Source organism: Streptomyces sp. NPDC107575 (genome assembly GCF_055657265.1).
Genome location: NZ_JBVKBG010000001.1, coordinates 1,090,618 through 1,116,603 on the forward strand (window position 1 = coordinate 1,090,618; position 25,986 = coordinate 1,116,603).

At 72.1% G+C, this 25,986-nt stretch carries 22 protein-coding genes; 9 read left to right on the forward strand and 13 right to left on the reverse strand.

All coding sequences use genetic code 11. From position 1 onward, the window contains the following. Positions 1 to 61 precede the first annotated feature (61 nt). A complete protein-coding gene (locus ACZ7L4_RS05110) occupies positions 62 to 1,249 on the reverse strand; it encodes a TIGR03364 family FAD-dependent oxidoreductase (protein ID WP_472099787.1) in 1,188 nt (395 codons plus the stop codon). 127 nt (positions 1,250 to 1,376) lie between these two features. Here ACZ7L4_RS05110 and ACZ7L4_RS05115 point away from each other — a divergent pair, with 127 nt between their 5' ends. Together ACZ7L4_RS05115 and ACZ7L4_RS05120 are read left to right on the forward strand one after the other, a co-directional pair. Further along, complete coding sequence (locus ACZ7L4_RS05115; protein ID WP_472099789.1) at positions 1,377 to 2,180, forward strand: GntR family transcriptional regulator; 804 nt, start codon at positions 1,377 to 1,379, stop codon at positions 2,178 to 2,180. Beyond that, a complete protein-coding gene (locus ACZ7L4_RS05120) occupies positions 2,177 to 2,860 on the forward strand; it encodes a phosphonatase-like hydrolase (protein ID WP_472099791.1) in 684 nt (227 codons plus the stop codon). Before ACZ7L4_RS05115 ends, ACZ7L4_RS05120 begins: the two co-directional genes overlap by 4 nt. A 10-nt stretch (positions 2,861 to 2,870) precedes the next feature. On the opposite strand, the gene pgm is transcribed toward ACZ7L4_RS05120, so the two are convergent. The 5 genes from pgm to ACZ7L4_RS05145 form a co-directional block, all read right to left on the reverse strand. Next, on the reverse strand, positions 2,871 to 4,496 hold the full coding sequence (gene pgm, locus ACZ7L4_RS05125; RefSeq protein ID WP_472099793.1) for a phosphoglucomutase (alpha-D-glucose-1,6-bisphosphate-dependent): 1,626 nt from the start codon (positions 4,494 to 4,496) through the stop codon (positions 2,871 to 2,873). 88 nt (positions 4,497 to 4,584) lie between these two features. Beyond that, entirely contained in the window at positions 4,585 to 5,328 is a 744-nt protein-coding gene (locus ACZ7L4_RS05130; RefSeq protein WP_472099795.1) for a Clp protease N-terminal domain-containing protein, read from the reverse strand. Between the two features lie 63 nt (positions 5,329 to 5,391). After that, positions 5,392 to 6,426: an aldo/keto reductase gene (locus ACZ7L4_RS05135; protein WP_472099797.1), complete on the reverse strand. Its 1,035-nt coding sequence runs from the start codon at positions 6,424 to 6,426 to the stop codon at positions 5,392 to 5,394. Between the two features lie 88 nt (positions 6,427 to 6,514). Further along, the gene (locus ACZ7L4_RS05140; protein WP_472099799.1) at positions 6,515 to 7,468 is read right to left on the reverse strand and encodes a hypothetical protein; all 954 of its coding nucleotides are present in this window, start codon (positions 7,466 to 7,468) and stop codon (positions 6,515 to 6,517) included. Positions 7,469 to 7,544: 76 nt separating this feature from the next. Beyond that, positions 7,545 to 11,858, reverse strand: coding sequence for a discoidin domain-containing protein (locus tag ACZ7L4_RS05145; RefSeq protein ID WP_472099801.1), 4,314 nt, complete (start codon positions 11,856 to 11,858; stop codon positions 7,545 to 7,547). A gap of 179 nt (positions 11,859 to 12,037) precedes the next feature. Between ACZ7L4_RS05145 and ACZ7L4_RS05150 the strand changes: the two genes are divergently transcribed. Both ACZ7L4_RS05150 and ACZ7L4_RS05155 read left to right on the forward strand, forming a co-directional pair. Continuing rightward, positions 12,038 to 12,532, forward strand: a complete 495-nt coding sequence (locus tag ACZ7L4_RS05150) for a cupin domain-containing protein (protein WP_472099803.1) — start codon at positions 12,038 to 12,040, stop codon at positions 12,530 to 12,532. Positions 12,533 to 12,869: 337 nt separating this feature from the next. Next, complete coding sequence (locus ACZ7L4_RS05155) at positions 12,870 to 13,310, forward strand: OsmC family protein (RefSeq protein WP_472099805.1); 441 nt, start codon at positions 12,870 to 12,872, stop codon at positions 13,308 to 13,310. A gap of 48 nt (positions 13,311 to 13,358) precedes the next feature. On the opposite strand, the gene ACZ7L4_RS05160 is transcribed toward ACZ7L4_RS05155, so the two are convergent. Further along, positions 13,359 to 15,056, reverse strand: a complete 1,698-nt coding sequence (locus tag ACZ7L4_RS05160) for a chitinase (protein ID WP_472099807.1) — start codon at positions 15,054 to 15,056, stop codon at positions 13,359 to 13,361. 170 nt (positions 15,057 to 15,226) lie between these two features. Then, positions 15,227 to 15,727 carry a mycothiol transferase gene (locus ACZ7L4_RS05165; RefSeq protein WP_472099809.1) on the reverse strand — a complete coding sequence of 167 codons (501 nt, stop codon included), beginning with the start codon at positions 15,725 to 15,727 and terminating at the stop codon, positions 15,227 to 15,229. Positions 15,728 to 15,972: 245 nt separating this feature from the next. Between ACZ7L4_RS05165 and ACZ7L4_RS05170 the strand changes: the two genes are divergently transcribed. From ACZ7L4_RS05170 to ACZ7L4_RS05185, 4 genes are all read left to right on the forward strand, one after another. Next, positions 15,973 to 16,407, forward strand: coding sequence for a hypothetical protein (locus ACZ7L4_RS05170; RefSeq protein ID WP_450814096.1), 435 nt, complete (start codon positions 15,973 to 15,975; stop codon positions 16,405 to 16,407). Between the two features lie 95 nt (positions 16,408 to 16,502). Next, positions 16,503 to 16,874: a hypothetical protein gene (locus ACZ7L4_RS05175; RefSeq protein WP_472099811.1), complete on the forward strand. Its 372-nt coding sequence runs from the start codon at positions 16,503 to 16,505 to the stop codon at positions 16,872 to 16,874. Positions 16,875 to 16,881: 7 nt separating this feature from the next. Next, positions 16,882 to 17,409 (forward strand): hypothetical protein, encoded by a 528-nt coding sequence (locus ACZ7L4_RS05180; protein WP_472099813.1) that lies wholly within the window; start codon positions 16,882 to 16,884, stop codon positions 17,407 to 17,409. A 40-nt stretch (positions 17,410 to 17,449) separates the two neighbouring features. Further along, complete coding sequence (locus ACZ7L4_RS05185; RefSeq protein ID WP_450814102.1) at positions 17,450 to 17,818, forward strand: peptidase inhibitor family I36 protein; 369 nt, start codon at positions 17,450 to 17,452, stop codon at positions 17,816 to 17,818. A gap of 23 nt (positions 17,819 to 17,841) precedes the next feature. On the opposite strand, the gene ACZ7L4_RS05190 is transcribed toward ACZ7L4_RS05185, so the two are convergent. Both ACZ7L4_RS05190 and ACZ7L4_RS05195 read right to left on the reverse strand, forming a co-directional pair. Further along, entirely contained in the window at positions 17,842 to 19,074 is a 1,233-nt protein-coding gene (locus ACZ7L4_RS05190) for a GNAT family N-acetyltransferase (RefSeq protein ID WP_472099815.1), read from the reverse strand. Between the two features lie 173 nt (positions 19,075 to 19,247). Then, entirely contained in the window at positions 19,248 to 19,844 is a 597-nt protein-coding gene (locus ACZ7L4_RS05195; protein ID WP_472099817.1) for an RNA polymerase sigma factor, read from the reverse strand. Positions 19,845 to 20,002: 158 nt separating this feature from the next. On the opposite strand from ACZ7L4_RS05195, the gene ACZ7L4_RS05200 reads away from it, so the two are divergent. Beyond that, a complete protein-coding gene (locus ACZ7L4_RS05200) occupies positions 20,003 to 21,007 on the forward strand; it encodes a MerR family transcriptional regulator (protein WP_472099819.1) in 1,005 nt (334 codons plus the stop codon). Here the strand turns inward: ACZ7L4_RS05200 and ACZ7L4_RS05205 are convergent. The 3 genes from ACZ7L4_RS05205 to ACZ7L4_RS05215 all read right to left on the reverse strand — a co-directional run bounded on the left by ACZ7L4_RS05205 (position 20,982) and on the right by ACZ7L4_RS05215 (position 25,977). After that, positions 20,982 to 22,343 carry a cryptochrome/photolyase family protein gene (locus ACZ7L4_RS05205; protein WP_472099821.1) on the reverse strand — a complete coding sequence of 454 codons (1,362 nt, stop codon included), beginning with the start codon at positions 22,341 to 22,343 and terminating at the stop codon, positions 20,982 to 20,984. The two genes, ACZ7L4_RS05200 and ACZ7L4_RS05205, sit on opposite strands and share 26 nt — an antisense overlap. 71 nt (positions 22,344 to 22,414) lie before the next feature. Continuing rightward, positions 22,415 to 23,926 carry an SDR family oxidoreductase gene (locus tag ACZ7L4_RS05210; protein WP_472099823.1) on the reverse strand — a complete coding sequence of 504 codons (1,512 nt, stop codon included), beginning with the start codon at positions 23,924 to 23,926 and terminating at the stop codon, positions 22,415 to 22,417. Between the two features lie 92 nt (positions 23,927 to 24,018). Continuing rightward, positions 24,019 to 25,977 carry a hypothetical protein gene (locus ACZ7L4_RS05215; protein ID WP_472099825.1) on the reverse strand — a complete coding sequence of 653 codons (1,959 nt, stop codon included), beginning with the start codon at positions 25,975 to 25,977 and terminating at the stop codon, positions 24,019 to 24,021. Between the last annotated feature and the right edge of the window lie 9 nt (positions 25,978 to 25,986).

Genomic DNA, 25,986 nt, shown 5'->3' on the forward strand with positions numbered 1-25,986 from the left:
GGCCTCCTGGAAAAAGTTGCCTTGGGCGACCAGAGCGATCCGGCCACGGGCAAAGAATTGATCAATCCTGCGTCGGGTCCGACGCCGTCTCAGCAAGTGATCCGTCGAAGGTCGCCGCCGCGAGCCCGAACGACAGCGTCATGCCGATCCCCGAGGTCACCGAGAGCGCCCGGACGCCCGGCGCCACCTCGCGCACGAGCAGGGGGCCGCGGGGGCTGCTGGCGTAGACGCCCTGCCAGCGCTCCGTGACCCGCACCGAGGGGACGCCCAGGACGCGCGAGGCCTCGCGCAGCAGCAGCCGAGTCGTCGCCTCGTCCTGGAAGGGGATCTCCGTCGCGTCGTACGCGTGCGAGTCGCCGACCAGGACCGTGCCGTCGGGCAGCCGCGTGAACATCACGTTGGCGACCACGTCCAGCAACTCGGGGCTGTGCCCGGTGACTTCGGTGCGCAGCCGGTCGGCCGACGGCATCGCCGTGAACCCGTCGTAGCGCAGCATCGACGTCGCGGTCAGCACCGCCGAGTCCGTGCGGAAGGCATGGGGCGCGGCCACCCGGGCCATCGACAGGCGGCAGCGTTCGATGCCGTGCGCCTCGGCCTGCGCCGGATACAGACGGTCCAGGTCGTGGCCCACGCAGAGCAGGATCCGGTCCCCGTGCACGGGGCCGCGGCTGGTGTGCACCGTGCCGGACTCCACGCCGACCACGTTCGTGCCCCAGGTGATCGTCACGCCGGGCTGCCCGGCCAGCCACTGCGCGAGCCGGGGCGCCGCCTCGCGCGGGTCCACCCGCAGGTCCGCGGGCAGCAGCGCGCCGCCGACCAGGTCCGCGCGTCCCTCGGTGGAGCGGCCCAGTTCCTCGCCGACCTCGTCGCGCGTGCGCAGCCGCACCGCGTCCGCGCCGCGCTCGTCGCGCAGCTCCTCCAGGACCGCCAGCTCGGTCGCCGACCGCGCCACCACGAGCGCGCCCGCCTCCGGCGCCCAGAGGCCGGCCGACTTGGCGGCGTCCAGCCAGCCGGAGCGCGAGGCCAGCGCCAGGTCGAGCAGCTCGCCGCGCTGCGCCGTGACACAGCAGTGGCCGAAGTTGCGCACGGAGGCGCCCACCGGCCGCCGGTCCCGCTCGACCACGGTGACGCTGAGCCCCCGGCGCACCGCCTCGAAGGCGTGGGCGAGGCCGACGATGCCGGCGCCCACCACGACGAGATCGCTGCGGTCGCGGGGGAGGGCGGTGGATGGCGCTGATGCGTTGTTCATGACACCAACCCTGCGGAGCGCCCGCCACCACCCGCAAGGGTTGTCTATACAAGTTTCCTCGTTGTTTACCAGCTGTGCGCCGAGGTCACTCTTGCCCGGCTCGGCGTCGGGCTGAGACGCTCTACTTGTGAAGACAAGTGGTGAGGAGGGGCCGCTGCACCAGCGGCTCGGCGCCGAGTTCCGGCGGCGCATCGAGACGGGGGAGTGGCCCGAAGGGGCGCCCGTGCCCAGCGAGGCGCAACTGTGCGAGGAGTTCGGGACCTCGCGCGGCCCCGTGCGCCAGGCGCTCGCGCAGTTGCGGGCCGACGGCCATCTGGTCGGCGGCCGCGGCAAGCCGCCCGTCGCGCGCAGGGTCACGCCCTCGCAGCCGTTCGCCTCGCTGATGTCGTTCACGCAGTGGGCCGCGTCCATCGGGCGGACCCCGGGCCAGCACACCGTGGAGGTGGCCCGGCGCCGCGCGAGCCCCGAGGCCGCCGCACGCCTGGGCCTCGACGAGGGCGCCCCCGCCGTCGACCTCGTCCGGCTGCGCCACCTCGACGGGGTGCCGGCGATGGTCGAGCGCTCCACGTTCGTCCTCGACGTCGGCCTGCACCTGTTCGCGGTCGACCCGGACGAGGGCTCGGTCTACGACGCGCTCACCTCGCGCGGCGTCGACCTGCACCGCGCGCGGCACACCATCGACGCCGTCGCCGCGGACCCCCAGGACGCCGAACTCCTCGGTGTCGATGTCGGCCAACCCCTGCTCCGCGTACGGAGGTTGGCGTACACCGGCGACGGCAGGCCGGTTGAGTACGCGGACGACCGCTATCTGCCGTCCATGGCCACGTTCACCATCGAGAACACCATGGACGGCCGCACCGTCGCGGCCCGCGGCGGCACGACAGACACCCGCACGACAGACACCCGCACCACACGTGAGGAACAGCAGTGATCGAACTCGCCGTCTTCGACATGGCAGGCACCACCATCGACGAACACGGGGCCGTGTACGACGCGCTGCGGCACGCCGTCGAGACCACCGGCGTCCGTGTCGACCCGGTCGACCTGCAGACCTGGATGGGCACCGACAAGCGCGAGGCCATCGCCGCGCTCGTCCGCATCGGCGGCGGCACCCCCGACGCGGAGCTGGTCGAGAAGCAGTACGAGACGTTCCGCGCCCACCTGCGCGAGAGCTACGCGAAGCAGCCGCCGGAGCCGATCGCCCACGCCGACAAGGCACTTGAGGAACTGCGCGGCCGAGGCATCAAGGTCGCCCTCACCACCGGTTTCAGCGCGGACGTGGCCCTGCCCCTGCTCGACTCGCTCGGCTGGTCCACCGAGGAGGGCGGCAACCTCGACGCGGTCGTCACCTCCGACGAGGTGCCGCGCGGCCGCCCCGCCCCGTACATGATCCAGCGCGCCATGGAGAAGACCGGGACCGTCGACGTACGCAACATCCTCGTGGCCGGAGACACCGTCGTCGACCTGGAGGCCGGGTTCAATGCCGGCGCGGGCGTCGTGGTCGGCGTGCTCACGGGTCAGCTCACCCGTGAGCAGCTCGAAGCCCACCCGCACAGCTACGTGCTGGACGGCGTCGCCGACCTCCCCGGCATCGCGGAGACCCGGGACTGAGCCCGCCGCGTCAGCTGAGCGCCGCGTCCACGATCGCCTGCGCCTCGCTCTGCACCTGGGCGAGGTGCTCGGCGCCGTGGAACGACTCGGCGTAGATCTTGTAGACGTCCTCCGTGCCGCTGGGCCGGGCCGCGAACCACGCGTTCTCGGTGGTGACCTTGAGGCCGCCGATGGCCGCGCCGTTGCCCGGCGCCTCGGAGAGGCGAGCCGTGATCGGCTCGCCCGCGAGGGTGTCGGCGGTGATCGCGTCGCCGGTCAGCTTGGCGAGCCGCGCCTTCTGCTCCTTCGTCGCCTTGGCGTCGATGCGGGCGTACGCGGCGCCCGACGCGCCGTGCTCGGCGGCGAGTTCGGCGTAGTACACCGAGGGCGTCTTCCCGGTGACGGCGGTGATCTCGGCGGCCAGCAGAGCCAGCAGGATGCCGTCCTTGTCGGTGGTCCACACGCTGCCGTCCTTGCGGACGAAGCTCGCCCCGGCGCTCTCCTCGCCGCCGAACGCCACCGAGCCGTCGACCAGGCCCGGCACGAACCACTTGAACCCGACGGGTACCTCGACGAGTTCGCGGCCGAGCGTGGCGGCGATCCGGTCGATGACGGCGGACGACACGAGCGTCTTGCCGATGGCCGCGGACGCCGACCACTGGGGCCGGTGGCTGAACAGATAGTGGATGGCGACGGCCAGATAGTGGTTCGGGTTCATCAGGCCCGCGTCGGGGGTGACGATGCCGTGCCGGTCGGCGTCCGCGTCGTTGCCGGTCAGCAGGTCGAAGTCGTGGCGGCGTGCCAGGACCGAGGCCATCGCGGGGGCCGACGACGGGTCCATCCGGATCTTGCCGTCCCAGTCGAGCGTCATGAAACGCCACGTCGGGTCGGTCTCCGGGTTCACCACGGTCAGGTCGATCCCGTACTTCTCGGCGATCCGCGCCCAGTAGTGCACGCTCGCCCCGCCCAGCGGGTCGGCGCCGACCCGCACGCCGGAGGCGCGGATGGCGTCGATGTCGACGATGTTCTCGAGGTCCTCGACGTAGCGCTCACGGAAGTCGTACGGCTCCCAGGCCGCGTCGTCGGCCGTGCGCGGTGCCCAAGCGGGGTCTTCCAGAAGCTCGTTGGCGCGGTCGGCGATCCATGAGGTCGCCTGGGAGTCGGCGGGGCCGCCGTGCGGAGGGTTGTACTTGAAGCCGCCGTCGCGGGGCGGGTTGTGGCTCGGCGTGATCACGATGCCGTCGGCGCGCTCGGCCGGCGCGTCCCGGTTCCAGCGCAGGATCGCGTGGCTGAGCGCGGGCGTCGGCACGAAGTCCTCGTGGGCGTCGGCCAGGACCCGCACGCCGTGCGCCGCGAGGACGCCGAGTGCGGTCTTCAGGGCCGGGAGCGACAGGGCGTGCGTGTCGGGGCCGATGAAGAGGGGGCCCGTGATGCCCTCCGCGGTGCGGTGCTCGACGATCGCCTGGGTGATCGCGGCGATGTGCTTCTCGTTGAAGGCGCCGTCGAGGCTGGAGCCGCGATGGCCGCTCGTGCCGAAGACGACGCGCTGCTCGGGGCGCGTGACGTCGGGCTCGCGCGTGTAGTACGCCTCGATCAGCTCGTCGACGTCGATGAGATCGCCCGGCAGGGCGGGGGTTCCTGAGCGCTCAGCAGTCATGGAAGCAGTCTCCCACCTGCGCCTATGAAGAAAAGTGGGCGGCACAGGCGGGAGACGGGTTCCGGACGGTTGTTTGCCAGGGAGACGCTCAGTCCTCCCCGGACTCCTGCTGGTTCTTCACGATCTCCGAGAGGACCGCGAGGACCTGCGACTCCGCCTGGTCCTTCTCGATGCCGAGGCCGGCGAGCAGCCCCGTACCGTTCTCGTGCTCCAGGAGTGCGAGCAGGATGTGCTCGGTGCCGACGTAGTTGTGGCCCAGGCGCAGCGCCTCGCGGAACGTCAGCTCCAGGGCCTTCTTGGCGTCCGCGTCGAACGGCACCAGGGCCGGCATGTCGTCGGACTTCGCGGGGAGTTCGGCCGTCGCGGCCTGCCGGACGGTGTCCAGGAGCACGTTCTGCGCGACGATCGCCCGGGCCGCGAGGCCCTCCGGCTCGTGCAGCAGGCCGAGCACCAGGTGCGCGGGGGTGATGGTGGGGTTGCTCGCGGCGCGGGCCTCGTTCTGCGCGGAGACGATCACGTTGCGGGCGCGGTCGGTGTAGCGGTTGAAGCCCTGGCTGGGGTCGAGGTCGGACTCGGAGCCCTTGGCCACGAAGCGCTTCTGCGCGGCCTGGCGGGTGACTCCCATGCTCTTGCCGATGTCCGTCCAGGAGGCGCCGGAGCGGCGGGCCTGGTCGACGAAGTGGCCGATCAGATGGTCGGCGATGTCGCCGAGGTGGTCCGCCGCGATGACGGCGTTCTGGAGCTGGTCGAGGGCGTCGGTGTTCGACTTCTTGATGGCGTCGATGAGGTCGTCGAGGCGAACGGAAGGCGTGTTCCCGCCGGAATTGGTCATGATGCAACCGTAGGTTGACAGTACCTGGGTGTCAACCCAACGTTGACACTCTCCTGGTCCGGTTCACACCACCGGCGGATTCAGCTGCCGGAACCCGTCCTGGGTCCGGTACGGGTAGTACGGGTACGGGGCCTTGGTCTCGCTCGCCGCGTCCAGCTTCGCGACCTGCTCCGGGGTGAGCTCCCAGCCGATGGCTCCCAGGTTCTGCGTCAGCTGCTCCTCGTTGCGGGCGCCGATCAGCACCGTGGACACGGTGGGGCGGCGCAGCAGCCAGTTGATGGCGATCTGCGGGATCGCCCGCCCGGTCTCGAGGGCGATCTCGTCGAGCGCGTCCACCACCCGGTACAGGTGCTCGTCCTCGATCGGCGGCCCGAACTGCGCGGTCTGGTGGAGCCGGCTGTCGGCGGGCAGCGGCCGCCCGCGCCGGATCTTCCCGGTGAGCCGCCCCCACCCGAGCGGGCTCCACACCACGGCGCCGACGCCCTCCTCCTTGGCGAGCGGCATCAGCTCCCACTCGTAGTCCCGGCCGACGAGCGAGTAGTACACCTGGTGTGCGGCGAACCGCGGCCGCCCGTGCTTCTCCGCCGCCGCGAGCCCCTTCATCAACTGCCAGCCCGCGTAGTTGGAGACGCCGGTGTAGCGGATCTTGCCCGCCCGGACCAGGTCGTCGAGGGTAGCGAGCACCTCCTCGACCGGCGTGCTCGCGTCGTACGCGTGCAGCTGGAAGAGGTCGATGCGGTCGGTGTCGAGGCGCCGCAGCGCGGCATCGACGGACGCGATGAGCCGCGAACGCGACACCCCGGCGTCGTACGGCCCCTCGCCGGTCGGCAGCGCGGCTTTCGTCGAGATCAGCGCCCGGTCGCGCCGCCCCTTGAGTGCGGCGCCGAGCACCTCCTCGGAGGCCCCGTCCGAGTACACGTCGGCGGTGTCGAACAGGGTGACCCCGTGCTCCAGGCTCATGTCGACCATCCGCCGCGCCTCGTCGACCCCGGCGGTGCCCCAGGCGGAGAACAGCGGCCCACGACCACCGAAGGTCCCGGCTCCGAAGCTCAGCGCGGGCACCTTGAGTCCGGACGATCCCAGCTGTCGGTATTCCATGTCGATCTCCTCGTTAATGGTTCGGTAGCCCCGTTAAGGCGTGTTGGAACCCTAGCAAGGGATCGGCTGTAATGGAACCGCTGTTCCTTTAGGTGTGGGCCTCCGCGATGTCCTTGGCCGGGTACGGCGTCCGCTTGGTGTCGCCCAGCAGACGCTCGACGAAGCCGTCGAACACCGCGAGCGCCGGCGCGTGGGGAGCGAGCAGTCCGCGCGCCGCGTCGGGAGCGGTCGGAGGCAGGTGGTGGCGCCGCAGATGGCTCAGTGTCAGCAAGGTGTCGTACGAGGGGAGGTGTCGGTCGAGGGAATCGCGCTCCGTGGCGGAGAGTTGGAACCGGGAGCTGAGTGCGAGGCCGAAGTCCGCGAAGAGGATCCGGTCGCCGTCGGTGAGCAGATTGCCGAAGTGCGCGTCGAAGTGCACGACGCCCTGGTCCCGCAGGAAGCCGGTGCCGCGCCCCAGCTCCCGCAGCACCCAGCGGTACGCGGCGACATCGTCACCACGCGCCGCGAGCCATCCCGCGACCGTGGCCGGTACGTACTCCAGGAACAGCACGAGACTGTGGCGCGCCGCTGCCAGCTCCTCCAGGCGCCTGCGCACGGCGGGGGAGTCCTCCCAGTGGGCCACGGCCCCGTCGATCCCGCCGAACTGGTCCATGAAGCCGTCGGGCGGCGCGTCCGGCAGAACCCGCCAGTGGTACGTCAGCGGAAACCCGTCGTGGGCGCCGGACAGCACCCAGTTCGTGGTCGTCACGTGCGCCGCCAGCTCCCGCCACGCACCGAATCCGGCCGAGCCCACGCCGTACTGGTAGAAGCCCGGGAGCCCGAAGATGTTCGCGGTCGAGCGCAGATGCTCCGGCCTCAACTCCCTTTCCGTGAGAGGCACCCGCTTCACGAACACGGGAGTGCCGTCGACATCGAGAACGCCGGAGCGTCCGCCGATCCCTGCCCCACCGGACCGTGCGGCCTCGACCATGTCCCGCAGTCGGCGGTCGTCGTGGAGCGCGAGCGCGGTCGAGATGCGGGCGTGCGAGGCATGTCGGTGCATGGGTGGCTCCCGGTGGCAAGAAGGGGTGGCCGGGCATGCGCGCCCGGCCACCCCATCCTGCTGTGTCACCGACTGCCTACGGCAGCGATTCAATCTTGAACGTGGACGTCGTGTTGCGGATGTCCACCGCGTTGTCGCTCAGCTTCAGGTTGTGGAAGGTGACGTCGCCGACGGCCGGGCCCTGGCCCGCCTCGGGCATCTCGTTCGCCCACAGGCCGAAGCCGGACTTCGCGTCGTACGCGTCGCCGCTCTTGCGGGCCCCCGAGATCGTCACGTCGGTGAGGATCGTGTCCTTGATGGGGTACTGGGGCTGCCCTCCCACGTAGTTGGTCTGGAACATGATTCCGCTGTACGTCGGGTCGACGATGTCGACGTCGTTGACGCGGATCCCCTGGAACACCTTCGACGCCGAGAACATCCAGATCCCGGGGAAGGTCTGCCCGCCCCAGAAGTGGCCGCCGGAGCGGACGATGGAGGTGTTCTCCAGCTTCGTGGGGCCCGTGCCGAAGCCGTTCATCGGGTAGCCGAAGTCGAGCGAGCTGATGGTGACTCCGGAGTAGACGAGGGTGTCCGCGATGAGGATGTTGCGGAACGTGTTGTCGTAGCCGCCGTAGACCGCGATGCCCGCCGCTCGCCAGGTCAGCAGCGAGGTCAGGTTCTCGTAGACGTTGTTCTTCTCGTCGGCGCCGCCCGCGTCGATCGCCGAGAACAGCGCGAAGCTGTCGTCGCCGGTCGCCCGCGACTCGTTGTTCACGACGTGGTTGTCCGTCGACCCGTTCGTCATGTTGACGCCGTCGGCGAACGTGTCCCTGATCCGCGAGTTCTTGATGGTGATCTTGTCGGTGTTGGCGCCCCAGTACAGGCACACCGTGTGCTCGTTCCAGATGTCGTCGATGGTGATGTCGGCGACGTTCGAGAAGTCGAAGACCTTGCCGGGGCCGTCGATGCGTGACGTGTAGTTCCCGAAGAAGGCGAAGTGGGCGAAGGTCGACCCGTTGGCGCTGGCCTCGGCCCGGAAGCCCGCGTCCGTGTTCTCCTGCGAGGACGGGGTGTGGAAGCGCGTGAACCACGGCCCCGCGCCGACCACCTTCACGGCCTTCCCGTACACCTGGAACTTGTTCGACGTCTCGTAGTCACCGGCCGGCAGATACACACCGACGAGCTTGCCGCTCGTGTCCATCCGCACCTTGTCGAGCGCGTCCTGCACCGCCTGGTGCGAGAACCCGGTCGGCACGGCGTACGCCGCCGGGTCCGGGTTGGGGAGTTCCTTCGCCTCCTCGAGGTTGATGAAGTCGATCGCGTACGTGGAGTCGTTCGCGCCGTCCTTCTGCAGGCGGATCTTGCTGCCCTGCGGGACCGTCGTGCCGAGCAGCAGGTTCGCCTCGTCGTAGACGTGCCGGGGCGCCCCGGCACCGGGGGAGTTGCCCGGACCGGTCTCCGAGCCGTACAGCCACGCGTACTTCGACGTCAGGTCGACGGCCTTCAGGAACCTGCCGTCCACGTACACGTTCAGCGTCGAGTTCTTGCCTCCGCCGCCCGCCGCGTCCGGCATCGAGAAGCGCGTGACGAGCGTGTTCGTCGGCGCCTTCGTGGTGAACTCGACGTAGCTGCCAGTGGATTCGAGGGTGACCGCCTTGCGGCCCGAGGCCTCGCCGGCCACATCGCCGACGGTCCGGTTCGGGCCGACGACCTTCGCGCCGCCGCCGACCGTGCCGTCCTCCGCCTCGTACATGTCGTACGGCATGCTCGCCCCGCGGCCCACGAACAGGGGCTGCGTGGACGTGTTGTTGGCGCGCTTGACCGCCAGTTCGTTCGCGTCGTCGGCGATCACCGTCTTCACCGTGAACTTGCCCTTGCCCGCCGTCCAGGTGCCCAGCTTCACGGGCGGCGTGGTGTCACCGGCCGCGATCGCGCCGTCGTGGGAGCCGGTGAGTGTCTTCACGACGTTCCCGCCGGAGTCCGTGACGGTGAGCGTGATGTCGTGCCCGCCGCTCGCGCTCGCCTGGTTGCCCTGGTTCTTCAGCGCGACCGAGAAGTTGACCGTGTCGCCCTCGGTGGGCGCGCTCGGCGACCACGCGACCGGCGATGCCACCAGGTCGGCGCTCGTCACCGGCTTCACGACCAGGTTCGTCGGGCTGGTGTACTCGTTGTTGGCCTCGTCACGCTCCACGACCAGCTCGCTCGCGTCGACCACCGCGCCGACCTGGTACGAGCCCGCTTCGTGCGCGCCGACCTCCGCGCTCACGGTGGCCGACGCACCGGCCGCGAGCGCGCCCACGGAACCCGTACCGACCTTCTTCGAGCCGAGCGTGAAGTCGATGTCGGTCGCGTCGGCGGCCTCGGTGCCCGCGTTGCGCACCGTCGCCGACAGGGTGACCTTGTCGGACTCGACCGGTGTCTCCGGCTTCGACGTGATGCCCGTGACCACCAGGTCCGGGTTCGGGGCGGGCTCGCCGAGCACCTGGAACTCCGCCAACTGCCCCGCAGAGCCGCCCGAGTTGGCGGTGAAGACGAGCCGCACGTCCGCGACGCGCGCGGTCAGCGGCACCGTCACCTTGTTGCCACTCGCCGGATCGAAGCGGTACTCCTTCGGTTCGGCGAGCCGCGTGAACTCCGACGCCTTCTGCTCGCGCCCGAGCACCTCGATCTTCTGCGTGCGCGCCGCCCAGGCCGCGTCCGGGCTGAGCTTCAGGACGAGTGAGGAGACATCGGCGTTCGCGCCCAGCTTCACGGTCAGGCTGTTCGGATACGAGCCCGGGGCGCCCTCCCAGTACGTGCTGGTGTCGTCGTCCACCGCGTTCCGCGCGACGTACGCGTACACGGACGACGACGCGGACACCGGCTTGTCGACCGCCAGATTCGCGGACTCGGTGGTCGAGCCGTTGCGGGTCACGGAGTTGCTGTTCGCCGACTGGTTGCCGGCGGCGTCCTTGGCACGCACGTAGTACGTCACCGTCGCCGACGCGGGCTGGGTGTCCGTGTACGAGGTGACATCACCCGCGACGGACTTGAGGAGCTTGCCGTTCGCGTAGATGTCGTAGCCGGTGACCTTGACATCGTCGGTCGAGGCCCGCCAGTCGAGCTTGACCTGACCCTTGGTCTCCTCGGTGAAGGCGAGGGTGCCGGGCGCCGTGGGTGCCTGCGTGTCACCCGAATCGCCCTTGCGCGTCACGGAGTTGCTGTTCGCGGACTGGTTGCCCGCCGCGTCCTTGGCGCGCACGTAGTACGTGAGCGTCGCCGACGCGGGCTGGGTGTCCGTGTAGGTGAGGGTGTCACCGTCGACCGAGGCGCGCAGCTGCCCGTCCGCGTAGATGTCATAGCCGGTGACCTTCGAGTTGTCCGTGGACGCCTTCCACGTCAGCTTGATCTGGCCCGTCGCGGGCTCCGTGTAGGCGAGGTCGCCGGGCGCCGTCGGGGCCTCGGTGTCGCCCGTCGTCGGCCCGTACACCTCCAACTCGCCGACCTGTCCTGCCGGTTGGCGCGTGTTCGCCGTCACGAGCACACGTACGTAGCGCGTCGTCACCGAGTCGAACGTGATGCTCTGCCGCTGCCCGTCCGCCGCGCTGAACTCGTACGCCTTCGACGCCGCCAGATCGGTGAAGTCGGCGCCGTTCGTGCTGCCCTTCACGGCGAGCGTCTGCGTCCGGGTCTCCCAGGGCGGCGGCAGGCGCAGCACCACCCGGTTCACCCGCACCGACGCGCCGAGATCCACCTGGACCCACTGGGGGAGCGCGTCGTTCTTGCTCTCCCAGTAGCTCGACAGGTCGCCGTCGCCCGCGTTGGCGGCCGCGTACGTCTGCGTCACGGAACTGGCCGTGAACGTCTTGCCGCGCGCGAGGTTCACCGACGAGTCGGCGGCGCCGTGCACCTCGAGCTCCGCCAACTGGGCGGCCTTCCAGCCGGTGTTGGCGGTGACGACGATGCGTACGTACCTCGTCTGCGTGGCCGGGAAGGAGACGTCCACCGTGTTCCCCGAGCCGGGCGAGAAGTCGTACGGCGCCGAGGACTTGAGCGTGTCGAAGGTCGTTCCGTCGGTGCTGCCCTGCACCGAGAGCGTTTGCCTCCGGCTCTCCCAGGCGGCCGGCAGGCGCAGTGTCACCTCGTCGACGCGGGCCGTCGACCCCAGGTCGACCTGTGCCCATTGCGGCCAGTCGCCGCCCGAACTCTCCCAGTACGTCGAGGGGTTGCCGTCCGAGACGTTCCCCGCCCCGTAGCCCGACTTCGCGCTGCTCGCCTTGGTCTGCGCCCCCGCCGCGAGATTGGGCCCGCCCGTAGCCTGCGCGGTCATGGCGGGCAGGCCGAGGAGCGCCAGAGTGCACACGAGGAACGCCACCGCGGCTCCCCGCCACCCCCGTCTCCCCCTGGATCTGAACACGCACTGTCCGAACATGCCTCTCCTGTCCCTGCGCCGTTGTGAGCGAATTGAAGGACGTGCATCAGGTTCTTGCGTTCAGTTGTTGGAGAATTGCAGAGCCGTGTTGCTGAGTCCACTGTTTGAACAGAGAGAGTTGCGGTGAGGGAGAATCGAACGGCCACGATTCGACGCACCACGCCAGGGGAGCCAGCCCGATGCCCGCAGCCCACGTCACCCTTGCCGACGTACTGAGCGCCGCCGCGCCGGAGGCGACCGGCGCCCTCTGGCGGCTCGACGGCGCGGCCCGCCAGCTCGACGCCAACGTCGTCAGGCTGCGACCGGGCGGTGGCGGCGACGGGTACGTGGAGGCCGAGCTCGACGTGCTCCTCGTCGTCGTGGAGGGCCACGGCACGCTCCACCGGGCGGGCGAGGAGGAAGGTCTCGCGCCCGGCACGCTCGCGTTCGTGCCGCGCGGCGAGCGGCGCGCGGTCAGCGCGGGCGAGGACGGACTCGTCTATCTCACGGCGCACCGCAGGCGGCCCGGAATGACCATCCGCCGCGCCGAACCGCAGGTCACGGCCGAGGGGGGCGAGGCGCCCTGCCTGCTGCCCCGCGTGTGCGCGGCGTGCGGCCGCGCCGCCGACGACGCCGGAGCCCTGTTCTGCGCCCGGTGCGGGGAGCGCCTGGAGGGGCGCCCGGAGGCACAGTGATCCGGCCGTACTTGAGACGAAGGGATCACGCCAGACGGACCGGCCCGCGTCTCGACTCCCGCCCTATGTACGGGATGTGGCGCCACGAGCCCGTAACTTCTCGCCACTGATTCAATACGTAAAGTTACCGAATTCCGGGGGTGCGGGATGAAGTCCGCGGCCGTCCCCGGCAGACTCTGCGACACGGCGGCCGCGCACTCGGGCAGCGGTCGCCCGGGGAGGGAGCACCATCGGGGAGTCCGTGGGCGTGGGGCACGCGGACTCCCCGACCCGCCGCCGCCCCGACACCCCGTAGGCGCTGCGCGGCGCGGAGCCCGCCGCTGGTTACCGTTCCGGCATGGCCGACTACCGCATCGAAACTGTCCGCAACGGCGAACGCGACTGGACCGCGCGCAACGACCGCGGCGCCGAGGTCCGCATCGCCCCCGCCGACAGCGAGGGCGCCCAGCCCTCCTTCACCCCCGTGGAACTCCTCCTCGCCGCGCTCGGCGGCTGCGGCGGCCTGGTCGTGGACCGCACGGCCCGCACCGTGCCGCACGACGCGCTGCGCATCACCGTCGAGTCCGCGTCGCGGCCGGAGGACGACGGGCGGGTCGGATCCGTCCGGGTCTCGTACGAGATCGACCTGCCCGAAGGGGACACGGACGCCGCGGAGGCGCTCGAACGCGGCATCCGTCTGACCCACGAGAAGTACTGCACGGTCAGCCGCACCGTCGAACACGGCGCGCGCGTCGAGGCGCTGGGCCCCGACGGCACGATGCTCTTCATGGGCGGCTGACACGCGAGCGGGCCGGCGGCGTCGCGCCACCGGCCCGGGCCGCCGTCCCTACGGCAGCGCGTGCACCTTCGGACCCACCGCGTTCGACCAGGCGTTGCCCGCCGTCGCGTCCCAGTTCGTGGACCAGGTCATCGCCCCGCGCAGCCCCGGATAGGTCTTCGCGGGCTTGAACGTGCCACAGCCGGTGCCGCGCGCCAGACAGTCCAGCGCGTTGTTGACGACCGACGGGGCCACGTACCCGCTGCCCGCGCCGCGCGTCGACGCCGGGACGCCGAGCCCGACCTGCGAGGCGTCGAGGCCGCCCTCCAACTGGATGCAGGCGAGCGCCGTGAGGAAGTCGACGGAGCCCTGGCTGTAGACCTTGCCGTCGCAGCCCAGCATCGAACCGCTGTTGTAGTACTGCATGTTGACGACCGTGAGGATGTCCTTCACGTTCAGCGCGGTCTTGAAGTACTCGCCGGACGTCGACTGCATGTCGATGGTCTGCGGCGCCATCGTCAGGACCAGCTTGCCGCCCGCCTTCGCCGACAGCTGGCGCAGCGCCTTCGACATGTACGTCGAGTTGAGGCCGTTCTCCAGGTCGATGTCGACGCCGTCGAAGCCGTACTCCTGCATCAGCGCGTACGCGCTGTCCGCGAACGCCGTCGCCGAGGCGTCGCTGTTCACCGCGACGGTGCCCTTCTCGCCGCCGACCGACAGGATCACGGACTTGCCGGCCGCCTGCTTGGCGGCGATGTCCGCCTTGAAGTCGCCGGCGCTCGCGTACCCGACGGCCGGGTCCAGGTTGAAGGCGATCTTGCCCGGCGTGGTGGTGGCGTCGGCGAACGCGACGGCGATGATGTCGTACTGCGACTGGACGTCGCGCAGCTTCTGGACGCTCGCGCCGTTGTCGAAGTTCTGCCAGTACCCGGTCAGCGCGTGCTTGGGCACGGTGCCGCCGCCGGGATTGCCGCCGGACGTGGCGGTCCTCGCGCTCACCGCCGCCGACTTCCCGGACTCGCCCGCCGCGTTCGTCGCGGTGACCTGGAAGCTGTACGAGGTGTCGGCCGTGAGCCCGGTGACGGTGGTCGAGGCGCCCGTGACGGCGGCGACCTTCGCGCCGTCGCGGTACACGTTGTAGCCGGTGGCGTTGGAGACCGGGGACCAGGACAGGCCCACGGACGAGGCGGTGGTCGCGCCCGCCGCGAGCCCCGTGGGCGCGGCCGGGACCACCACCGGATCCGTGCCGCCGCCCCCGTCGGGGCCGAAGACGTTCACGTCGTCGACGTAGTACGCGCTCTGCCCGTACCAGCCGTGCGTGTAGACCGTCACCGAGGTCGTGTTCGCGCCGGTCTTGAAGCTCGTCGTGAGCTGCTGCCAGGAGGAGCTGCCCGGCGTCCACGTGGACACGTCGGTGGTGCCGGTGCCGCTCGCGCCGAGGTAGGCGTAGCCGCCCTGCACCCAACTGCTGAGCGTGTACGTCGAGTTGGGTTTAACAGCGACGGTCTGGCTGCACTTCGCGTTGTCCTGGCCCGACGGGGTGCCCTTCAACGCCTTGGTGCCGCCGTGCACGGGCGAGGTGACGGCGGAGCCGCTGCCCGCGGTGCACGTCCAGTTGCTCAGGTCCGACTCGAAGCCGGCGTTCTTGGCCACGTTGACGTCGGCGGCCTGCGCGGGAGAGGCGAGCGCGGTGACGCCGAGCGAGGCGGCCGCCACGACGGCGAGCGCGAGGCCGGGTCTGCGTCTGCGGGGGCGTGCACGGTCCACGGGAGAGCCTCCTGGCAAGAGGTGGGGATGGAGCGGATGTGAACGGTGGCCACCGCTGTGTGCGCCAAAGTTGGTTCAGACCAATGGAGTTGTCAAGGCCTCTGGCACGCACGAAAGCGGCGCCGGACGGGAGGTCCGGCGCCGCCGTCGAGTGCGTGCAGTCGGTGGGTTCAGCTCAGTCCGCGCAGGTAGGCGGCCTGCCCCACGTGCTGCAGATCGTCCGAGAGCACGCTGATGAGCCGTACCCCGAGCGTCACCGGCGGATCCCAGCCCTCGTCGACGACGCGGTCGAGGTCGGCGTCCTTCAGACCGCCGAGGAAACCGAGCGTCTGCTCGTGCACCGCGTCGTAATAGCCCACGAGGAGCTCGCCCGAGGCGACCCGCACCTGGCCGACCTGCTTCGGTGTGTGCCCGTACCCCGTGTCCGACTCGTCGAGGGGCAACTCGAACCGCTCGGCCCAGCCGCCCGCGAGCCAGATCTGCTCGAGCCCCGCGGCGTCGGCGACATGGTCGTCCTGAACGCGGGTGAGATGCCAGATCAACCAGGCAATGGAATTCGCCGTGTCCTCGGGGCGCTCGTTCAGCGCGTCGGCGGAAAGGCCTTCGACGGCCGCGTGCACCTCTTCCCGAATACGGCTGTAACCGTCCATGAGTACGTCGTGTGAGCGCATGCGTGCAGTGTCTCCGACCTGAGCTATTTCGGCCAACGCGCGCCGTGAATATGCCCGGAGACTGGCGTAAAAGCAATGGTGACACCGGATCCGGAGTGCCGATACTTGATCAGGGAACGGTTGAACTTTGCTCGAAGGCGGCGCGGTCCGGGCCAATTGCCCGGCACATTCTCGCCGTTGCGGTGGATCACTGATCGTTTGGCACAACAGTCAATGCAATCGGGCGCCAGGCATTGGGGGAGACCGTGCACGACGAATTCCTGTGCCACGTCACCGCGTACGGAATCTGCGGCGGCCGGCGCGTGGGTGTTCCGCTCGGCACATATCGCGCCCCCACCATCGCGCTGGCCCTGTGGTGGTTGCGCGACCGGGCCATGTGGATGGCCGAGCGCCTCGACCCGCACCCCGGGCAGCCGCACTTACCCGAGGGTGCGCTGACGCCCATGGCCGAGGACGCACCCGACGTGCCGGAACAGCTGCGGGCCTGGTGCGCCGACCCGGAGCAGCAGGAGAGCGTCGCGGAGGAGCTGGCCTCCGGACGGCTCGTCAGGATCGCGACCCGCGACGACACCACCGAGTACGAACTCCTCGCCGAGTCCGTCGACGCGGTCCGCATGGCCCGCACCCAGCCGCGCCGGCGCGGCCCGCGGCGTCGCATGCCGGTTACCAATAGTCACTGACAAGGGTGACACGGCGCTTGATCGCGTCGACTCCGGGGCAGTGTGATCACGCTCAGTAAGAACGATCACTCCGGGGTCACGAAATGAAACCCTTCATGAAGCACAGATCCGTGCTGCTCGCCCTCACGCTTCCCCTCCTCGGCGGCGCCACGACCGCCCTCGCACCCACCGCCGCCGCGGCGCCCGCCGCCGTGCCGCCCGGCCAGGTCTGCTTCTGGACCGAGGTCGGCATGCATGGCCAGGCCTGGTGCTACGGGCCGCCCGGCTACGCCGACGCGGAGAACGGGACGGCGCGGCACGCCGTCTCCTTCGACTCCCGCGTGGCCGGGACCGTCTACGCCATCAGCTACACCGCGACCGGCTGCCTCTACCGGGAGATCCGGCGCGACGACTACTCCGAGAACTGGGAGTGGGCCGGAAAACTCGACGGTGTCTCGGACACCACCATGGGGTGCGAGCAGGGCTGAGCGCGCCATGAACCGCCGCACCCGAGCCCTCGCCGTCCTCGCCTGCGCCCTGCTGCTCCCGCTCACGGGCTGCACCACCGAGCGCACCGAGAAGACCGCCCCCACACCCGAAGACACCATCAGGGCCGCGACCCAGACGCTCACCGACCGATGCCTCACCCGGCAGGGCCTCACACCGCCCCGGCCCGGGCGGCGCCCGGCGGACCGGGCGGAGGAGCAGCGGGTCGCAGCCGCCCTCTTCGGCCGCCCGCCCGCCGAACTCTCCCTGACCCTCGCCAACGGCATCCCCGTACGCGCCCACACCGACGGCTGCCTCGCCGCCGCCCAACGCACCCTCTACGGCGACCAGAAACGCTGGTTCCAGGTGTCGACCGTCGTCAACAACCTGGGGCCCGAGGCCGCCCACCGCGACCTCAGCCTCGCCTCCGTGCGCGCCCGGCACCGAGCCGACCTCGCCGACTGGCAGCGGCTGCGGGCCCACGCGCTCGACGCGTCCACCCGCGTGCTGCACGGCTCCACCTACTCAACCCGCTGATCCCGCTGATCCCTCAGATCCCGCAAGGAGAACAGACCAGATGAAGCACCCGATCGCCCTCGTCACCGCCGCCGTCCTCGCCCTCGGCGGCGCCGCGCTCCCCGCGACCGCCTTCGCGGCCCAGTGCCCCAGCGGCGAGTTCTGCGCCTGGACGGACGCCAACTACACCGGAATGCGCTGGAACTGGTCCGGCGACGACCACGACTGGGAGGACGGCATCCAGGACGAGGACTCCTCCTGGGCCAACCACGGAATCTCCGGACCAGGCATCAAGGACCACGTCCAGGTCTACGAGAACCCAGGGCTCGTCGGCTTCGGCACCGTCTGTCTCTCGCCCGGCCAGGAGATCCCCTCCAACGGCTGGGCGAACGACAGCGGCGACTCCCACACGTGGAAGATGGAGTGCTGAACCCGCCCAGCAGCGAGGTGAGTTCAGAACGTGTCGCCGGTGTGCGGCAGTAGCTCCGTGCGCAGCGCGGCGTCGAGCATCGACGCCGCGCCTTGCGTGTGCTCCGCCACCAGACCCGCGCGCACCAGGGCCGCCACCGGCGTCGCCGCCATGTACGCGGTCGCCAGATCGCGGGCCTCCACGGTCAGATCGGGCGCGTCGTCCGAGGGCACGTAAGAGAAGCCGTCCGGCGAAGCGATCAGCCGGAACGTCCCCGCGTTCGCCGGGAGCCACGCGTCACGGACCGCGAGCACCAGGTCCACGGGCGCCGCCCACGTGCGGGCCGCGAGCGCCGCGCGCACGTCCACCAGGCGCACCCACAGCGCCGGTTCGACCCGCGTCACGGTCACCTGATCGCGATCGGCCGCCAGCAGCGGCAGCGCGTCGTCGAGCGGCCTGCCGTGCGCGCGCACCGTGCCCGTCAGATCGATGTCCGCGAGATACCGCCACAGCGCCGCCGCCCCCTCGGGCGCGTCGGCCTCCAGCTCCTCGACGCTCACCAGACCGGCGGCGCCCCCGGACCAGTCGCCCGACTTGGTGCGGTAGATCGCGTAACCGGCGATGGGGTCGCCGAGCGTCACCACGCGCGGCGGCGACAGGTCCTCGTCCTCCTCGTCCTGCCGCGCCAGCAACTGTTCACGCCACCACGCGTGCGTGCGCGCGTGACGGCCGGCCCGCTGCCCGCGCGTCCTCTCGAAGTACGGGGCGAGCACGGCCGGCGCCGAATCGGCGTCGAGCAGGCGCAGCGCACGCTCGTCGGGTTCCACGCGCAGCGCGAGCGCGCGCCGCGAGTCGATCTCCACGGTCGCACCGTACGTGCCGGTGCCGAAGCCGAACCGGCCGTAGATCGCCGACTCCGACGCCCACAGCGCGGCCAGCGGCGCGCCTTGCCCGGCGCAGCGGTCGAACAGCTCCGACATCATCGCCGACAGCACGCCGCGCCTGCGGTGCGTGGGCGCGACCGAGACGTACGACAGGCCGGGGCAGGGCAGGTCGCCGCCGCCCGGCACGGAGAGTGTGAAGGGGTGCGCAGCGGCGAATCCGACGAGCTCCTCGCCGTCGTACGCGCCGATCCGCAGGGAGCCGGACAGCAGCTGCTCCTGCTGTTTGCGGCGTTCGTCGTCGGGTGACTCGTGGAAGACGAGACGGGTGAGCGCCAGGGCGCGTTCGATGTCGGACTCGGGTACGTCGCCGAGGCGGACGGAACCAATGTTCATGATCATCGACTGTAGTGGCGTCCCGCCGATCCCCACCTCAGCGGCGCCGACCCCGCTGAGATGGGCGGGCGGCGGGGTCTGGGCCGCCCGGGAGTGCGCGGCCGTGCTCGTGCGCCGCACACCGGGGGTTCGGCCCGAAGGGGCCGAACGGATGCACTCGGGTCCTGCGTGTCTCACCCGCGTTCGCCCCGGCCGCGCAGCCGGTCGCCGAGGCGCCGCATGCCACGCCGGGCGTGACTCTTGACCGTGCCCAGCGGCCAGCCGGTGCGCTCGGCGATCTGGGGTTGCGTCAGATCCTCGTAGAACGTGAGGGACAGCACCGTGCGCTGCGTGCTCGGCAGGCGTGCCAACTCCTGCGACAGCAGCAGCCGTTCTACGACCGCGTCCATGCCGGAGTCGTTCGCGGGCTCACGGCCGACCAGGATCGCGTGCCGACCGGCCGCCGCCTCGAACAGCGCAGCGCGCCGGCTCCGGGCGGCGAGCGCGTCCGCGACCCGGTGCCGGGCGATGCCCGTCAACCAGGCGGAGGGCGGGCCCAGTTCGGGCCGGTACCCGGACCGGCCGCGCCAGGCGGCGAGGAACACCTGCTGCATCACGTCCTCCGCCTCGTGGCGGTCGCCGAGCGCCCGCTGGGCAAGGCCCCGCACCAGCGGCGCCCACCGCCGGTACACCTCGGCGAGGCAGGCGACGTCACCCGCCGCGAGGCCGTCCGCCAGAGCGGCCTCCGACACCTCGCGCGGGTCGACGCCCCGCGCCAGCAAGCCTGGCATCCTCAACGCCCTGTCAACTCCTCGAAACGGTCGCGAACTCGACTGCCGGCGCCCCGGACCGGACACGCGCGGCGCCCGCCGGGTCGCGGCCCGGTCATCCTGGAAACGGCCGACGCAGTACGGCAACCCGCATCGGTTGTGCGTCGTATCGTGGGCCGATGGACGACGGGCGGCACGTGCGCGACGCGGCAGAGTCACAGGCGGCACCGGAGGAAGCGGGCGTCACCACCGGCGCCCTCGCGAGGCGCCTGGGCGTCTCCCCGACGACCCTGCGCAGCTGGGACCGGCGCTACGGTCTGGGGCCCGCGCAGCGCTCGGCGGGCCACCACCGGCGCTGGACCTCGCAGGACATCGCGGCCGTCGAGGAGATGTGCCGGCTGACGACGACGGGCCTGCCGCCCGCCGAGGCCGCGCGCCTCGCGGGCAAACGGCTGGCGAGGGAGCCCGCCGGGCTGCCGCTCCAGCGTCCCGCCCCCGCCGCGCCCGCGCCCGCCTCCCCGGCCACGCTGGAGCGCCAGTGCCGGGGCATCTCGCGCGCGGCGACCCGGATGGACGCGCCGACCGTGCAGAACCTGCTCACTGACGCCGTGGCCCAGCACGGCCTGGTCACCGCCTGGCAGGACGTGATGGCGCCGGTGCTGCACGCGGTGGGCCGCAAGTGGGAGGAGGCGGGCGACCGGTACGTCGAGGTCGAGCACCTGCTGTCCTGGCACGTCTCGCGCACCCTGCACCGCGCCGCGGCCCCCGTCGAGTCCACGCTCGCGCTGCCGCCGCTGGTCCTCGCCTGCGTCCCCGCCGAACAGCACGTGCTCGCCCTGGAGGCGCTCAGCGCCGGACTGAGCCAACTGGGCGTGCCGCAGCGGATGTTCGGCGCCGCCGTGCCCGTGGAAGCGGTGTCGGCCGCCGTGCGCCGGATCGGGCCACGCGTCGTCGTGCTGTGGGCGCAGGCCCGCTCCACCGCGAGCCTGCCGCTGGCCCGGCATCTCGCCGAGACCCACTGGGGCGTGCGCGGCGCCCGCGGCAAGCCCGCGGTGATGCTGGCCGGGCCCGGCTGGGCGGGGCGGGGAGTGCGCGGTGCGCTGCACCCGGCGACGCTGCCGCAGGCCCTCGACCAGATCCAGCGCCACTACCCGGAGGTCAGTCCAGGCCCCGGGCCCTCTTGAACCGGGCCAGCCCGTCCGGCAGATCCACGATCGGGTCCGGATAGTCGCCGAGCGCGGCCCGGTCGAGCCCGGTCAGCTTCCACGGGGTGTGCACCGCGGGGCCCCCGACGCCCGCCAACTCCGGTACCCAGCGCCGGACATAGGCGCCGTCCGGGTCGTAGCGCTTGGCCTGGGTCACCGGATTGAGCACCCGGTTCGGGCGGCTGTCCGTGCCGGTGCCCGCCATCCACTGCCAGTTCAACTGGTTGTTCGCGACGTCCCCGTCCACCAGCAGCTCCAGGAAGTGCCGGGCGCCCACCCGCCAGTCGACGTACAGCGTCTTGACGAGGAACGACGCGGTGAGCAGCCGCCCCCGGTTGTGCATCCAGCCCTCGTGGCGCAGCTGCCGCATCGCCGCGTCCACCACCGGAAAGCCGGTACGCCCCTCCTGCCACGCCTCGACCTCCCGGGGCGCCCTGCGCCAACGGTCGTGCTGGGTGCGGTAGTCGGCGTGCGCGGCGGCGGGCCGGGCCGCGAGCACCTGGTGGTGGAAGTCCCGCCAGGCCAGCTGCCGTACGAACGCCTCCGCCCCGGGGCCGCCCGCCGAACGGGCGCGATACGCCGCCTCCACTGGGCCGACGGTCCCGAAGTGCAGGTGCGGGGAGAGCCGGGAGGTGGCGTCGCCCGCCAGATCGTCGTGCCGGTCCTCGTACGCGGCGATCCCCGAACGCAGCCAGGCGGTCAGGAGCGCGCGGCCCGCGCGCTCGCCCCCGGCGGCGAGCCCCGGAGACACCCCGGCCACGTCCGCCCGCTCGGGCAGCGCCTCGGAGCCGACCCCGTCGGGGACCCGCACCGCGCGCGGCGCCCGGACGACGGCCCGCAGCCCGTGCTGCGCCCAGTGCCGGTGGTAGGGCGTGAACACCGCGAAGTGGTCCCGGGAGTCGGGCGTGACGGCACCGGGCGGGACACAGGTGACGACCCCGTCGTGCGCCACGAGATCGCAGCCGAGACGGCCCAGGGTGTCCCGCAGCCGGTCCTCCCGGCGCTGCGCGTAGGCGGACACGCCGCCCGCGATGTGCACGGCGCACGCATCCGTCTCGGCCACCACCTTCGCGACCGTCTCGACCACGTCGCCCGTGCGCACCACGAGCCGCCCGCCCCGCTCCCGCAGCCCCGCGTCCAGGTCCCGCAGACAGTCGGCGAGGAACGCCTCCCGGTTCGGGGCGAGGAAACCGGCGACCCCCGCGTCGCGGACGAACAACGGCACCACGGCGTCCGCCGAGTTCAGCGCCGCCCGCAGCGGCGGATGGTCGTGCACGCGGAGATCGGAGGTGAACAGGACGACACGGACACGCACGGAGTGGCTCCTGACGGCTGGGGGCGGCTTACGTCAGACCTTCCCCACCGATGACGTGCACGGATGCACGATCACCCGGACGGGACGGCAGCATGCGGGGCGCGCTCCGCCGCCGCCGCGATATTGCGCGCCATCCCCCCGAACACCACGGAGTGGAACGGGGCCACGCTCCACCAGTACGCCTGACCCGCCAGGCCGTGCGGATGGAACAGCGCCCGCTGGTGGTAGCGGGCGCGCCCGTCGCCCGACGGCTCCACGGACAGCTCGAGCCAGGCGAGCCCCGGCAGCCGCATCTCGGCGCGCAGCCGCAGCAGCCGCCCCGGCTCGATCGCCTCGACGCGCCAGAAGTCCAGCGAGTCGCCGACCCGAAGGCGTGCCGCGTCCCGCCGCCCGCGCCGCAGCCCCACGCCGCCCACCAGCCGATCGAGCCACCCGCGCATGGCCCACGCCAGCGGGAACGAGTACCAGCCGTGCTCGCCGCCGATGCCCTCGATCACGTCCCACAGCCGGTCGGGCGAGGCGTCGACGGGCCGTTCCCGCTCGTCCGTGTAGAGGCTGCCGCCCGCCCAGTCCGGGTCGGTGGGCAGCGGGTCGCTGGGCGCGCCCGGCAGCGCGGCGGACGACCAGCGCGTGGCCACCTGCGCCTCCTGGACCCGGCGCAGCGCAAGGCGGACCGCCTCGTCGAACCCGACCGGCGAGCCCGGCGGGTACGCCGCCCACTCCTCGATGTCGTGCTCGTGGCAGACGACCTCGTGGCGCAGCGACTCGGTCAGCGGGCGGGCGATGGAGGCAGGGACGGGTGTCACCAGTCCGACCCAGTGGCTCGACAGGCCGGGGCTGAGCATCGGCACCCCGACCACGATCCGTCGGGGCAGCCGCGCCACCGCCGCGTACCGGAGCATCATGTCGCGGTAGGTGAGCACGTCGGGCCCGCCGACGTCGAAGGCCCGGGACACCTCGGGCGGCAGCGTCGCCCCGGCCACCAGACAGCGCAGCACGTCGCGGACCGCGATCGGCTGGATCCGGGTGTGCACCCAGCTCGGTGTCACCATCACCGGGAGCCGTTCGGTCAGATAGCGCAGCATCTCGAACGAGGCGGAGCCGGACCCGATGATCACGGCCGCCCGCAGCACCGTCGTCGGCACGCCCGAGGCCAGCAGGATGTGGCCCACCTCGGCCCGCGAGCGCAGATGCGGCGACAGCTCCCGCTCGGGCACACCCGCGGGCGTCAGGCCGCCCAGATAGACGATCCGCCGCACCCCCGCCCGGCGGGCCTCGTCGGCGAAGGCCGTCGCCATCTCGCGGTCGGTGCGCTCGAAGTCCTTGCCGGTGCCGAGCGCGTGCACCAGGTAGTACGCGACGTCGATCCCGCGCAGCGCGGCGCCGAGCGAGCCGCGGTCGGTGAGGTCGCCTTGCGCCACCTCGACGTCACCGGACCACGGATGGTCCCGGAGCTTGTCGGGGGAGCGGGCCAGGCAGCGCACGTGATGACCCGCGGCCAGCAGTTCCGGTACGAGACGGCCGCCGATGTAGCCGCTCGCCCCGGTGACCAGACACCGCTGCCCGGCACGTTCCGCGTTCATGGGTCTCCTTCGCTCGCCCCCTGTCCACCACCGTCCGCCCCCTGACCGACTTCCGCATCAACAGCGCCGGCGGATGCAGCGGACCCGAGCGCTCATGGCTTCCCGGGTGCCACCTCCAGCAGCCGCTCGCCGGTGTCGAGCCGGGCCGCCACCCGGACGGCGCCGTGCTCGGGCGCGCGGACGGCCAGGGTGCGGCCCGTACGGGACCCGGTCACCGCACCGCTCGCCTCGATCCGGGTGACCGCCCGGCTGCCCGCCGCCAGGAGATACCAGTGGCCGTCCGGAGCCCTCCAGCGGGTGCCGGCGACCACGTGCTGACCGAACCGGCTGCACGCCGCCGTGGACTGCGCCCGGCCGACCAGGTCCGCCGGTTCGGTGGCCGCGGCGGGAGTGCGCAGCAGGAGCGCGACATCGCCCGGCCCGCGCCACGTGGAGGCGCGCACGCAGGACCACACCGCCCGGCCCGCGTCCTTCGGCAGCCGCTGCTCGGCGAAGTCCCAGGCGTTCACGGCGCGCACGGCGCCGCCCCGCCACGGCTGGAGCCGGCAGGCGGTGCGCGCCCACGCGACCAGGGCCTGGCTGCCGGTGGCCTCGCGCGGCTGCCGGGGCGGAGGCGTGCCGTGTCCCGGCAGCGGCGTGTACGTGAGGTGCACCGGCGAGAGCCCGCCGAGGTCGGCGAGCAGGAACGAGTGGTCCTCCACGATGCGCGGCGAGGACCGCAGTTGGAGCACGGGGCGGCGCCCGCAGCCGTCCGCCGGCGCGACGGGCACGGCGTCGGTCACCCCGTCGTCCGACACGTCGAGCGGCCGTCCCGGAGCGTCGGGCCGCAAGAGGTCCCGGGTGGTCGCCCCGGCGATCCACGGCGCCGTCAGATAGCGGGCGGAGCCCCGGCCCCGGTGGAGGACGACGGCCGCCGCCGTGGTCACGTCGGCGTCGTCGACCCGGGCGAGAGCGAGGCCTGCGGGGTCTTCGCCGTCCGGCGCGGTGTAGCGGGCGAGTCGTTCGCCGTCGCTCAGGAGCACCACGACACGCCCGTCGACGGCGCCCGAGAACAGCAGTTGCGGGGCGCGCGGCGCCGGGTCGGCGGGCGTGTCCGGGGTCCTGCTGACGCGCACGGCGCCGGAGGGCCGAGCCCAGGCGGCCAGCGCCCGGTCCAGCAGAGCGGTGTCGCCGGTCCGGTCGCCGCGCGCGGGCCACGCCGTGAAGTCGACCCGCGAGGTGTCGGCCCAGATGCCCGGCTCGGCGCGGGTGAGGTCCCCCGCGCGCGGCGCCGTCCGGACCGGGGCGTCGCCGCCCGTCGCCTCCCGGTGCGGGGCGGAGCCGGGGGAGAGCAGCGCGGCCGCTGCGACGACGGCCACCGCGCCGACCGCGAGCACCGCCCGGGTCCGCCGTGCGCGGCGCGGCAGATCCGTGGGACGGGTCTGCACGGAGCAGGCGTCGAACTCCTGGGAGCGCAGCAACGCCGCGGCGGCGGGCCTCGCTTCGGCGTCGAGCCCGAAGGATTCCCGCACGGCCGACTCCGCGCCGCTCACCCCGGCCGCGGCCAGGAGCGCCGACACCCGGTCCGCGCCCATGCCGTCGACGTGCCGGAGCACGAACGCGGCGCGCGCCGCGGCCGAAGCGCCGGAGAGGGCCCGTAAGAGCGCGAGTTCCTCGGCGCCGCCGGAGCGCGGGAACAGCCGCAGCCCCCAGACCACGGGGAGCCGGGGCAGCAGCGTGCGCGGCGGTGGCAGCGCCGCGGGCCAGCCGGCCGGCCGGTGCGCGACGGACAGGGCGGCCCGCACAATCCGTACGCGCAGCGCGTCGGCGGCAGGAGCGGCGCCGTCGTCGGGGAAGCGGGGCTCGGGCACGACCCCGGCCCGGCGTCCCGGCAGTGCGCGCTGGACGGCCGTATGGGCCAGCAGCACACGGCGGTGACGGGTGAAGGCGGCCGGGAGCGTGAGATACGCCAGACGTACGAGGCCGGTGTACTGCTCGAGCAGGGCCGTCTCCGCCTGGTCGGTGGCACTCCGTGAGCGGGGGATAATGCTGTCGCGGCGAAGCTTGGGCATGGCTGGCCT